Raw genomic sequence first — 11,525 nt, forward strand, 5'->3', positions numbered from 1 at the left:
ATCGCCTGCACTGGGTCGATGCCCGCCGCTCGCCCTACCCGCCGGTACACTACCAACGCCAGGCGCTCGACCAGCTACGCGCGCTGCCCCACCCGCAAGGTCGGCGCAGCCTGTACGCCCACGACGGCCTGGTGCCCGGCAGCGAGCGCCTGGAACGCTGGCTGCTGTGGCCGTCCGGCGTCGCATCCCCTGGCGCCATGCGCCAGTGGGGCACGCATGCCACCGCCTTTATCGGCCGCGCCCACTTCGACGACCCGCACTTGCTCGGGCGCTATTTCCAGTAACCCCGCACAACGCTCCAGCGCTAAACTGCCGCCCCTACAAGGAGCCGCCGTGCCGTTACATCTTCGTCTGTTGTTGCCGACCCTGGGCCTGGGACTGGGCTTTGGCCTGAACTTTATCCAACCCGGGGGGCTGGCCGCCGGCCTACTGTTCATCGCCCTGCTGCTGACTGCCGACAAAGCACTGCCCGAGCGCCTGTGGTGGTGCCTCAGCCTGCTCGCCTGCTTTGCCTTCGCCGCTCACCTGGTGCCGGGTTTCGCACCCTGGCCATTGTCGATGCCACGGCAGATCAGCAGCGATGCCGCGCCTTATGCCGTGCGCCTGTCTTGGGACAAATTACTGGTCGGCTTGACCTTGCTGGCCTGGTGGCTAGGCCAGCTCCGCGTGCGCGCAACACGAGCGCAACCAGCCTGGACGGTGGTGCTGCTAACCTTGGCCGGCATACCCCTTCTGGCCTTGGCTCTGAATCTGGTCGGTTGGCAGCCAAAATGGCCGGAAGAGTTGTGGCTGTGGCTGGCGGTCAACCTGGGCGTGGCGGTCTTGGCCGAAGAGCTGCTGTTTCGTGGCCTGCTGCAGACTCGCCTGGTCGGTTGGCTGGGCATCTGGCCGGGCATTCTGCTGACTGCCGTGCTGTTCGGCGCCGTGCATGCGCCCTTCAGTCCGCTATTTGCCGTGGTCGCGGCTATCGCCGGCCTGGGTTACGGCCTGGCGTTTCACTACAGTGGCCGATTGAGCCTGGCCGTGGCCCTGCACGGCGCGGTCAATCTGTCACACCTGCTGCTACTGAGCTATCCGCTACGCCTGACCTGACCTCGACCTGCAGAGGGGTGAAGATCGCGGCCAATTGGCCATTGCGGCGCAACTGCTCGAACAACTGGCCAAGCTGAGCCGCACTGATGGGCGCAGCCGGACGCAACAGCACCTGATGCCGGTAGCGTTGGTCGACCCGCTGGGACACCAGCAATTGCCCGGCGTACTGCCGATGGCGCTGGAGAAAATCGCTGACATAGGAACGCGTGGCCAGGGCGATATCCGCTCGCCCATGCAGCACCATGAGCAGGTTGCTGTCGTGGGAGTAGCTCAGGGTCGCATTGAAGTTTTTCGCAAGAAATTGTGGATCGGAATTGAAGTCGGCGAAACCATAATGGTAGCCATTGAACAGCGCCAGACGCTTGCCCCTGAGCCGCATGAAATAATCCTGCCCGCGTCCAGGCGCGAGCCGCGCGACGAACACTTCGGCATCTTCCAGGCCCATGTCGACGACGCTGTGGGCGATATCCTGCCAGCCCCAGAGCGGGTTTTCGAACATCGACATGTCGATCCGTCCCGCCTCTAAATCCCGGTAACGCCTGGGAATCGAAGTAGGCCGCACGATGAAGCGGAATTCGCTCTGCGCCCGATTAAGCGCATCGAGCAACTGCGGCAGCAAGCCGGCATGCTGCGACTGCTCCGCCTTGAGCACATAAGGCGGAAAAAACGCGCCGCCAACGAGCACCACTTGCTGGGCTGCAAGCGGCCCTGCAGCCAGTATCGCTGCGAATAGCGCACAACATCCGACCATCCGGCGCAGCAACTGCAGCATACGTCCCCCAACACCCCTATTTGCGCGTGGTAGAGCCTACCCCAGGAAAAACTGACCGAATAGGGGGGGTTCAGTCATTCACCGGTCGTTCCGGCACCACCAGATGGTAACTATGGAGCAAGGCATCCAGTTGCCCATGACGGTTCAGGGCCCGCAGCAGCGCGGCGAAAGTCTCTGGCGTCAACGGTGACTGCGGCCGAAACAGCGCATGGTGCTGGTAATACTGGTCGACCCGCTGCGAGACCAGAAGATCCTTGCTGCGCTCGGGGTGACGACGCTGGTAGCTGTGCAGATAAGAGCGGGTAATCACGGCGATATCCGCCCGTTTGCGGGTGAGCATCAGCAGGTTGCTGTCATGCGAGTAGGTCAGCACTGCGGAAAAATTCTCACGAAGGAATTGCTGATCCGCATTGAAGCCGGCGAAGCCATAGTGATAACCATTGTATAGCGCCAGCCGTTTGCCCTTGAGCTGTTCGAAATAGCCCTGGTCGCGGCCTGGCTCGGCGAGGGCGACATAGACTTCGGCATCTTCGACATGCAGATTCAAAGCGACATGCGCCGTGTCCTGCCATCCCCACCCCGGCGACTCGAACAGGATCAGATCGAAACGGCCACTCTCCAGATCACGGTAACGGCGGGTCACCGAGGTGGGCACCAGGGTGAACTCATAGTCGCCCTGCAACGCATTCAGGGCCGCCAGCAACTCCGGCAGCACGCCTCCGGGCGCGGTGCTTTCCGGTTTAACCACATAAGGAGGGAAATGGTAGGCGCCGACCCGCACCTGCTCGCCAGCCAGAGCCGGCAAGGCGAGCAACAGACCCAGCGCAATCAGCAGCCCCCTGAATGCCACGTGCAAATCCCCCCTCGAAAGCGACACCAGGCCGCAAGCGGCTCCCTGTGTCAGCTGGGCGGATTTTCCCTGACCGCGTCTGTACTGCCAAAAGGCTATTAGTGAACATTGAACGCTCAAACGTCTTTGAGTACCAGCGAAAGTGCCTCCTCGGCCAGTTGGTCCAGACTCATCGGCCCTTCGGGGCGGAACCAGGTCGTGGTCCAACTCAGGGCCCCGGTGAGGAAACGCCGGAGGATGAAGGGGTCGGCCTTGAAGTACCCCTCGGCCCTGGCCTCGCTCAGGACGTCCAGCCACAGCTGCTCGTAAGTATCGCGTAACGCCAGGATAAATTGTTGGCTGGGCTCCGAGAGCGAACGCCATTCGTAAACCAGCACCGCCATGGCCTCGCCGGTGCCGCCCATGATCGACTGCAGTTCGCAGCGGATCAGCGCCAGCACTCGCTCGCGCAAGTTACTCGCCTCGGCTAATGAAGCCCGCATCAAGGCGGTGTTGTAGCGGATGGTTTCCTCCATCACCGAGCGCAGGATCTCGTCCTTGCTTTTGAAGTGATGAAAAATGCTGCCCGATTGAATGCCCACCGCGCTGGCCAGGTCGCGCACCGTGGTGCGCTCATAGCCCTTGCTGCGAAACAGATGCGCCGCGGTTTGCAGCAGCTTGCCGCGGGCACTGTCCGGGTCGGTGATCTGCCCACTGGCCACCAGATCCCGCATCACCGCCTGCGCTTGTTGATCATCCACTCTAAATACTCTCCAGCTCTCTATAGGTCTTGGACAAACCGCAATGACCGGTCGTTTCCCGGAGTTTTCCCAAGTGCTTGTCATTATTGGTGAAATTTATGCTGCGCAGACGACCCAAGCAAGCGCTTGGGCCTAGTTGAGGTGAGAAAGATCCACCAAGGGGCTTTTCAACCAAGCGCTTGCTTGGTAGCCTTGGATTCACCCCATTCCTGTGTGGCAGATCCTTCCCATGAGCAAAACCGTACGCATCGGCTGCGCCTCGGCCTTCTGGGGCGATACCTCCACCGCCGCCGCCCAACTGGTACGGGGTTGTGAACTGGACTATCTGGTATTCGACTATCTGGCCGAAGTGACCATGTCGATCATGGCCGGCGCCCGGATGAAAAAGCCGGACGCCGGCTACGCCACTGACTTCGTTGAGGTGCTCACGCCGCTGCTGCAGGACATCGCCACCAAGCGTATCCGCGTGATCAGCAATGCCGGCGGAGTCAACCCCAGCGCCTGCGCCGCCGCTTTGGCGGCGGCCTGCGAACAGGCCGGCGTGCAACTGAAAATCGCCGTACTGCACGGCGACAACCTGCAACCCAAGCTCGGCGAACTGGGTAAGATCGGCGCGGTGGAGATGTTCAGCGGCGCGGCGCTGCCGCCGTTCTGCGTCTCGGTGAATGCCTATCTGGGCGCGCCGGGCATCGCCTCCGCGCTGAAACTGGGCGCGGATATCGTGATCACCGGGCGGGTGGTCGACAGCGCGGTGGTCAGCGCCGCCCTGGTGCATGAATTCGGCTGGGCCTGGAACGACTACGACCGCTTGGCCCAGGCCGCCCTGGCCGGGCATATCATCGAATGCGGCGCGCAGTGTACCGGTGGCAACTTCACCGACTGGGAAAGCGTGCCGGACTACGCGCATATCGGCTTCCCGGTGGTGGAAGTCGCGGCTGACGGCCGCTTCGTGGTGAGCAAACCAGAAGGCTCCGGCGGCCTGGTCACGCCTTTCACCGTCGGCGAGCAGTTGCTCTACGAAATCGGCGATCCGCGCGCCTATCTTCTGCCCGATGTGGTCTGCGATTTCACCCGGGTCGAGCTGCACCAGGTCGGCGATAACCGCGTCGAACTGAGCGGCGCGCGCGGCCTGCCGCCCACCGCGCAGTACAAAGTCAGCGCCACCTACCCCGACGGCTTCCGCTGCACCGCCAGTTGCCTGATGGCCGGTATCGACGCGCACAAGAAGGCGCAACGGGTCGGCCAGGCGATCATCGCCAAGACAGAGGAGCTGTTCGCCGAGCGCGGCTGGGGGCCCTACAAGGAAGTGAACATCGAGCTGCTCGGCGCCGAGGCGACCTACGGCCTTCATGGCCTGCGCGCGGATACCCGCGAAGTGGTGATCAAGATCGCCGTGCGTCACGCGAAAAAAGAAGCGCTGATCCTGTTCTCCCGCGAGATCGCTCAGGCCGCCACCGGCATGGCGCCGGGCTTGACCGGCATCGTCGGCGGCCGCCCGACGGTTTATCCGGTGATTCGCCTGTTTTCGTTCCTCGCCGACAAAAGCCATTGCACGCTGGAAGTGGAACTGGACGGCGAACGCAGCCCGGTAACGCTGCCGCAACTCGATGCGTTCGAGCCGAGCCAGGTCGCCGCCGACCAGCCCGTACCGAAGGCCGAGGGGCAGACCGATGTCGTGGTGCCGCTGATCAAACTGGCCGTGGCCCGCTCCGGCGACAAGGGCAACCACAGCAATATCGGCGTTATGGCCAGAAAGCCCGAGTACCTGGCCTGGATCGCCGCTGCGCTGACCGAGGCGGCCGTGGCCGAATGGATGCAACACGTCCTCGACCCGCAGGCCGGCAAGGTCAGCCGCTGGTATCTGCCGGGCAGCCACAGTTTGAATTTCCTGCTGGAAAACGCCCTGGGCGGTGGCGGTGTCGCCTCCCTGCGCATAGACCCGCAAGGCAAGGCGTTCGCCCAGCAATTATTGGAATTCCCGGTGCCGGTGCCCAGCGCTCTGGCCAAGACATTGAATGGTGCGCATAGCCTAGGCGGCCCCGCGTCACCCTACACCAGTCAGTAGGGTGCGCCGCGCGCACCAGAATCAGCCAGGACAATAATTAAATGGCATACGACTCAGTCTTTAAACCCGGCCTGTTTAGCGGCCAGACCATTGTGGTCACCGGTGGCGGCAGCGGTATCGGCCGTTGCACCGCCCATGAGCTGGCCGCCCTGGGTGCCCATGTGGTGCTGGTCGGGCGCAAGCTGGAGAAACTCCAGGCCACCTGCGAGGAAATCGGCGAGGACGGCGGCAGCGCCAGCCTGCAGGTCTGCGATATCCGCGACGAGGAGTCAGTCAAGGCCATGGTCGAGGCGGTAGTCGAGGAGCGCGGGCCGATTCACCATCTGGTCAACAATGCCGGCGGCCAGTACCCCTCGCCGCTCGCCTCGATCAACCAGAAAGGCTTCGAGACGGTGGTGCGTACCAACCTGGTCGGCGGCTTTCTGGTCGCCCGCGAAGTGTTCAACCAGAGCATGAGCAAAACCGGCGGCAGCATCGTCAACATGCTCGCCGACATGTGGGGCGGCATGCCCGGCATGGGTCACTCCGGGGCCGCGCGCGCCGGCATGGAGAACTTCACCAAGACCGCCGCCGTCGAGTGGGGTTATGCCGGGGTGCGAGTCAACGCCGTGGCGCCGGGCTGGATCGCCTCCAGCGGCATGGACACCTACGAAGGCGCGTTCAAGGCGGTGATCCCGACCCTGCGCGAGCACGTGCCGCTGAAACGCATCGGCAGCGAGTCGGAAGTCTCGGCGGCCATCGTCTTCCTGCTGTCGCCGGGCGCCGCCTTTATCAGCGGCAACACGGTGCGCATCGACGGCGCCGCCAGCCAGGGCAGCCGCGCCTTCCCGCTGTTCAAGGCGAAACCGGGACAGAGCCAGGCCTACAACGGCTTCCATCGCGCCTATTTGCCCGATGTGCTCAAGGATCAGGAATAACGCCATGCCGATAATTCAGTCTGATATCGACGTGCATGGTGAGGACTTCGCCAACAACCGCGCCGCCATGCTCGCCGCGGTGGCGGGCTTTCGCGAGATCGAGCGGGACTGCCTGAACAAGGCGCAGGCGGCCAAGGTCAAGTTCGCAAAACGCGGTCAGTTACTGCCTCGCGAACGCCTGAACCTGCTGCTCGATCCCGGCGCGCCCTTTCTCGAGCTCTGCTCCCTGGCCGGCTACAAGCTGCACGACGACAAGGACGGCACTCAGGCCGGTGGCGGAATTATCTCCGGCGTCGGTTATATCGCCGGGGTGCGTTGCCTGGTCAGCGCCAGCAACAGCGCGATCAAGGGCGGCACCATCTCCCCGACCGGCCTGAAGAAAACCCTGCGCCTGCAACAGATCGCCATGGAGAACAAACTGCCGCTGGTGACCCTGACCGAGAGCGGTGGCGCCAACCTCAACTACGCCGCCGATATCTTCGTCGAAGGTGCACGCGGCTTCGCCAACCAGGCGCGCATGTCGGCCATGGGCCTGCCGCAGATCACAGTAGTGCACGGTTCCAGCACCGCCGGCGGCGCCTATCAGCCGGGCCTGTCGGATTATGTGGTGGTGGTGCGCGGCAAGGCCAAGCTGTTCCTCGCCGGCCCGCCGCTGCTGAAAGCCGCCACCGGCGAGATCGCCACCGACGAAGAGTTGGGCGGCGCCGAGATGCACGCCCAGGTCGCCGGCACCGCCGAATACCTGGCCGAGAACGACGCCGATGGCGTGCGCATCGCCCGTGAAATCGTCGCCATGCTGCCGTGGAACGCGCAGTTGCCGGCGCGGCCACCCAAGAGCTTCCGCGAGCCGTTGTACCCGGTCGAGGAGCTGCTCGGCCTGGTGCCGTCTGACGCGAAAAAGCCTTACGACGTGCGCGAAATCATCGCCCGCATCGCCGACGGCTCGGTGTTCCTCGACTTCAAGAACGAGTTCGACAACCAGACCATCTGCGGCCACCTGCAGATCGAAGGTCAGCCCTGTGGCTTTATCGGCAACAACGGCCCGATCACCCCGCAAGGCGCGGCCAAGGCGGCGCAATTTATCCAACTGTGCGAGCAGAGCAACACGCCGATCCTGTTCTTCCACAACACCACCGGCTTTATGGTCGGCACCGAATCGGAACAACTCGGCGTGATCAAGCACGGTTCGAAGATGATCCAGGCGGTGGCCAACGCCACGGTGCCCAAGCTGACCATAGTGGTCGGCGGCTCCTACGGCGCCGGCAATTACGCCATGTGCGGCCGCGGCCTCGACCCGCGCTTTATCTTCGCCTGGCCCAACAGCAAGACCGCGGTAATGGGCGGCGCCCAGGCCGGCAAGGTGCTGCGTATCGTCACAGAGGAAAAGCACCTGAAGGAAGGCAAAGAGGCCGACCCGAAGATGCTCGACATGCTGGAAAGCGTCACCGCGCAGAAACTCGACAGCCAGTCCACCGCGCTCTACGGCACCGCCAGCCTGTGGGACGACGGCCTCATCGACCCGCGCGACACCCGCAAGCTGCTCGGCTACCTGCTGGATATCTGCGCCGAGGCCGCTGTGCGACCGCTTAAATCAAACAGCTTCGGCGTTGCCCGATTCTGAACGTAGGGCGGGTGAAACCCGCCACATGATTGGCGGGTTTCACCCGCCCTACCGATCCCATTCGATAAGGGAGAACAAGAAAAATGATCTTCACCCAGGAACACGAAGAACTGCGCCGCACCGTGCGCAATTTTGTCGATCGGGAAATCAACCCACACGTCGAGCAATGGGAAAAGGACGGCCGCTTCCCGATCCACGACATCTTCAAGAAAGCCGGCGACCTGGGCCTGCTGGGCATTTCCAAGCCGGAGAAATTCGGCGGCATGGGCCTGGACTACAGCTACTCGATAGTCGCCGCCGAAGAGTTCGGCACCATCCATTGCGGCGGCATCCCCATGTCCATCGGCGTGCAGACCGACATGTGCACCCCGGCCCTGGCGCGTTTCGGCTCCGACGAACTGCGCGAGGAGTTCCTCCGTCCCGCCATCAGCGGTGAGATGGTCGGCTGTATCGGCGTATCCGAAGTCGGCGCCGGCTCCGATGTGGCCGGGTTGAAGACCAGCGCGCGCAAGGACGGCGACGACTATGTGATCAACGGCAGCAAGATGTGGATCACCAACTCGCCCAGCGCCGACTTCATCTGCCTGCTGGCCAACACCTCGGACGACAAGGCCCACGTCAACAAGTCGCTGATCATGGTGCCTATGAACACGCCTGGCATCAGCGTCAGCCCGCACCTGGAAAAGCTCGGCATGCGCAGCTCGGAAACCGCCCAGGTGTTCTTCGACGACGTGCGCGTGCCGCAGCGCTACCGCATCGGCCACGAAGGCGCCGGCTTCATGATGCAGATGCTGCAGTTCCAGGAAGAGCGCCTGTTCGGCGCGGCCAATATGATCAAGGGCCTGGAGCACTGCATCGAGGCCACCATCGACTACTGCAAGGAGCGCAAGACCTTCGGCAATGCACTGATCGACAACCAGGTCATCCACTTCCGTATGGCCGAATTGCAAACCGAAGTCGAGTGCCTGCGCGCGCTGGTCTACCAGGCCACCGAGCAGTATGTGCGCGGCAAGGATGTGACCAACCTGGCGTCCATGGCCAAGCTCAAAGCCGGCCGTCTGGGCCGCGAAGTCACCGACAGCTGCCTGCAGTACTGGGGCGGCATGGGCTACATGTGGGACAACCCGGTGGCCCGCGCCTACCGCGATGTGCGCCTGGTATCGATCGGCGGCGGCGCCGACGAAATCATGCTCGGCATCATCTGCAAACTGATGGGCATTCTGCCAGGCAAGAAAAAATAGCCTGGAGCTATTTTTAACGTCGTGTAGCGACGGCCCGAAGGGTGGCCAACATGGATGACAGGCCATAAAAAGACTGAGAGCGCATGGCTCGCCCCCGTAGGGCGGGTGCAACCCGCCACAAGCGAAAACGGCGGGTTTCACCCGCCCTACGCCGAATACCGAGGCCCGTGATGAGCGATCTTCCCCACTGCGAAACCCTGCTGCTTAACCTCGAAGCCGGCGTGCTGCACGTCACCCTTAACCGCCCGGACAGCCGCAACGCCATGAGCCTGGCGATGGTCGACGAACTGCGCGCGGTGCTGGCTGCGGTGCATGGCGACCTGAGCGTTCGCGCCATCGTGCTGCGCGGTGCCGGCGGGCACTTCTGCGCCGGCGGCGATATCAAGGATATGGCCAGTGCCAGGGCCACCGGCAGCGATGCTTACCGCGCACTGAATCGCGCCTTCGGCAGCCTGCTGGAACAAGCGCAGCACACGCCCCAGGTGCTGATCACCGTGCTACAAGGCGCGGTGCTCGGCGGCGGCTTCGGCCTGGCCTGCGTCTCCGATATCGCCATCGCCCGCCAGGATGCCAAGTTCGGCCTGCCGGAAACCACCCTGGGCATTCTGCCGGCGCAGATCGCACCCTTTGTGGTCAGGCGCATCGGTTTGACCCAGACCCGCCGCCTGGCTCTCACCGCCGCGCGCTTCAACGGCAGCGAAGCCGAGCGCCTGGGGCTGGTGCATTTCAGCGAGCCGGACGATGCGGCCGTCGACGCGCGTCTGCAACAGGTGCTAAGCCAGGTGCGCCAGTGTGCGCCCCAGGCCAATGCCGCGACCAAGGCATTGCTGCTGGCCACCGAGAACGAAGCACTCGGCCCACTGCTGGATAGCGCCGCCGAACAGTTTGCCGCGGCGGTGACCGGGGCCGAAGGCATCGAGGGCACCATGGCCTTTGTGCAGAAGCGCGCGCCCAAATGGGCGCAGTAGCCAGACAAACACAGACCGTAGGATGGGTTGAGCGCAGCGATACCCATCACCAGCAGGAGCGCCCAGATGCCCGCATTTAACAAGATCCTGATCGCCAACCGCGGGGAAATCGCCTGCCGGGTGATGCGCACCGCCCAGGACATCGGTTACCGCACCGTGGCCGTTTATTCCGAGGCCGATAGCGATGCCCGCCACGTCCATCTGGCCGATGAAGCCGTGTGCATCGGCCCGGCTCAGGTCAATCAGTCCTACCTGCTGATCGACGCCATCATCGCCGCGGCGCAGAAGACCGGCGCCGACGCCATCCACCCCGGCTACGGCTTCCTCTCGGAGAACGCCGACTTCGCCCGCGCTTGCGAGGCCGCCGGCATCGTGTTTATCGGCCCGACCGTGGAAGCCATCCACCTGATGGGTAGCAAGCGCCTGTCGAAGATCGCCATGCTCCAGGCCGGCGTGCCCTGCATCCCCGGCTACGAGGGCGCCGAGCAGGACGATGAAACTCTCAGCCGCGAGGCCGAGCGCATCGGCTTCCCGTTGATGATCAAGGCCAGCGCCGGCGGCGGTGGCCGCGGCATGCGCCTGGTCCATGAATCCAGCGAACTGCTGGCGCAGATCCGCACCGCCCGCTCGGAGGCGCAGAACGCCTTCGGCTCCGCCGAGCTGATCCTGGAACGGGCGGTGATCCAGCCGCGCCATGTGGAAATCCAGGTGTTCGGCGATGCGCACGGCAATATCGTTTATCTGGGCGAGCGCGACTGCTCGGTACAACGCCGCCACCAGAAGGTTGTCGAGGAAGCGCCCTGCCCGCTGATGACGCCAGAGCTGCGCCAAGCCATGGGCGAAGCCGCGGTCAAGGCGGCCGCCTCGGTCGACTATGTCGGCGCCGGCACCGTGGAATTCTTGTTGGACCGCAACGGCGAATTCTTCTTCCTGGAAATGAACACCCGACTGCAGGTGGAGCACCCGGTGACCGAGCTGATCACCGGCCAGGACCTGGTGGCCTGGCAGATTCGCACAGCCTCCGGCCAGCCGCTGCCGCTCAAGCAGGAGGAAATCCGCCTGACCGGCCATGCCATGGAAGTGCGCCTGTACGCCGAAAATTCGGCGCAGAACTTCCTGCCACAGACCGGTCAAGTGCTACGCTGGGAGCCGGCGTTGCTCGACGGCATCCGCATCGACCACGGCCTGCTCGAAGGCCAGGTCATCAGCCCGTTTTACGACCCGATGCTGGCCAAGGTCATCGCCTATGGCGCGACCCG

The 11,525-nt window shown here is 63.8% G+C and carries 11 protein-coding genes; 8 read left to right on the forward strand and 3 right to left on the reverse strand.

Translation table 11 applies throughout. The annotated features are described in order from the left end of the window. The coding region (locus ABZE94_RS16030; protein WP_372876483.1) for a hypothetical protein at positions 1-284 on the forward strand (284 nt) is incomplete at its 5' end. A 49-nt stretch (positions 285-333) separates the two neighbouring features. Further along, the gene (locus ABZE94_RS16035; protein WP_372876484.1) at positions 334-1,092 is read left to right on the forward strand and encodes a lysostaphin resistance A-like protein; all 759 of its coding nucleotides are present in this window, start codon (positions 334-336) and stop codon (positions 1,090-1,092) included. On the opposite strand, the gene ABZE94_RS16040 is transcribed toward ABZE94_RS16035, so the two are convergent. The 3 genes from ABZE94_RS16040 to ABZE94_RS16050 form a co-directional block, all read right to left on the reverse strand. Next, positions 1,043-1,843 carry an amino acid ABC transporter substrate-binding protein gene (locus ABZE94_RS16040; protein ID WP_372876493.1) on the reverse strand — a complete coding sequence of 267 codons (801 nt, stop codon included), beginning with the start codon at positions 1,841-1,843 and terminating at the stop codon, positions 1,043-1,045. The genes ABZE94_RS16035 and ABZE94_RS16040 overlap by 50 nt on opposite strands. Positions 1,844-1,934: 91 nt before the next feature. Continuing rightward, positions 1,935-2,720: a substrate-binding periplasmic protein gene (locus tag ABZE94_RS16045; protein ID WP_372876485.1), complete on the reverse strand. Its 786-nt coding sequence runs from the start codon at positions 2,718-2,720 to the stop codon at positions 1,935-1,937. A 110-nt stretch (positions 2,721-2,830) separates the two neighbouring features. After that, on the reverse strand, positions 2,831-3,454 hold the full coding sequence (locus tag ABZE94_RS16050) for a TetR/AcrR family transcriptional regulator (protein WP_372876486.1): 624 nt from the start codon (positions 3,452-3,454) through the stop codon (positions 2,831-2,833). A 229-nt stretch (positions 3,455-3,683) separates the two neighbouring features. On the opposite strand from ABZE94_RS16050, the gene ABZE94_RS16055 reads away from it, so the two are divergent. The 6 genes from ABZE94_RS16055 to ABZE94_RS16080 form a co-directional block, all read left to right on the forward strand. Continuing rightward, positions 3,684-5,519: an acyclic terpene utilization AtuA family protein gene (locus tag ABZE94_RS16055; protein WP_372876487.1), complete on the forward strand. Its 1,836-nt coding sequence runs from the start codon at positions 3,684-3,686 to the stop codon at positions 5,517-5,519. A 41-nt stretch (positions 5,520-5,560) separates the two neighbouring features. Then, positions 5,561-6,436, forward strand: coding sequence for an SDR family oxidoreductase (locus tag ABZE94_RS16060; RefSeq protein ID WP_372876488.1), 876 nt, complete (start codon positions 5,561-5,563; stop codon positions 6,434-6,436). A 4-nt stretch (positions 6,437-6,440) separates the two neighbouring features. Next, positions 6,441-8,057 (forward strand): geranyl-CoA carboxylase subunit beta, encoded by a 1,617-nt coding sequence (atuC, locus tag ABZE94_RS16065; RefSeq protein WP_372876489.1) that lies wholly within the window; start codon positions 6,441-6,443, stop codon positions 8,055-8,057. An 83-nt stretch (positions 8,058-8,140) separates the two neighbouring features. After that, positions 8,141-9,298 (forward strand): citronellyl-CoA dehydrogenase, encoded by a 1,158-nt coding sequence (atuD, locus tag ABZE94_RS16070; protein WP_372876490.1) that lies wholly within the window; start codon positions 8,141-8,143, stop codon positions 9,296-9,298. A 170-nt stretch (positions 9,299-9,468) separates the two neighbouring features. Beyond that, on the forward strand, positions 9,469-10,266 hold the full coding sequence (locus ABZE94_RS16075) for an enoyl-CoA hydratase/isomerase family protein (protein ID WP_372876491.1): 798 nt from the start codon (positions 9,469-9,471) through the stop codon (positions 10,264-10,266). A 66-nt stretch (positions 10,267-10,332) separates the two neighbouring features. Continuing rightward, positions 10,333-11,525 (forward strand): acetyl/propionyl/methylcrotonyl-CoA carboxylase subunit alpha (locus ABZE94_RS16080; RefSeq protein WP_372876492.1); only part of this gene is annotated, 1,193 nt, incomplete at its 3' end.

Source organism: Pseudomonas sp. (assembly GCF_041601375.1).
Lineage (GTDB): Bacteria > Pseudomonadota > Gammaproteobacteria > Pseudomonadales > Pseudomonadaceae > Aquipseudomonas.

Excerpts from the sequence above, each read along its gene's own strand:
- ABZE94_RS16040 (WP_372876493.1), bottom strand. The coding sequence starts at position 1,843 with ATGGTCGGATGTTGTGCGCTATTCGCAGCGATACTGGCTGCAGGGCCG.
- ABZE94_RS16055 (WP_372876487.1), top strand. The coding sequence starts at position 3,684 with ATGAGCAAAACCGTACGCATCGGCTGCGCCTCGGCCTTCTGGGGCGAT.
- ABZE94_RS16060 (WP_372876488.1), top strand. The coding sequence starts at position 5,561 with ATGGCATACGACTCAGTCTTTAAACCCGGCCTGTTTAGCGGCCAGACC.
- atuC (WP_372876489.1), top strand. The coding sequence starts at position 6,441 with ATGCCGATAATTCAGTCTGATATCGACGTGCATGGTGAGGACTTCGCC.
- atuD (WP_372876490.1), top strand. The coding sequence starts at position 8,141 with ATGATCTTCACCCAGGAACACGAAGAACTGCGCCGCACCGTGCGCAAT.
- ABZE94_RS16075 (WP_372876491.1), top strand. The coding sequence starts at position 9,469 with ATGAGCGATCTTCCCCACTGCGAAACCCTGCTGCTTAACCTCGAAGCC.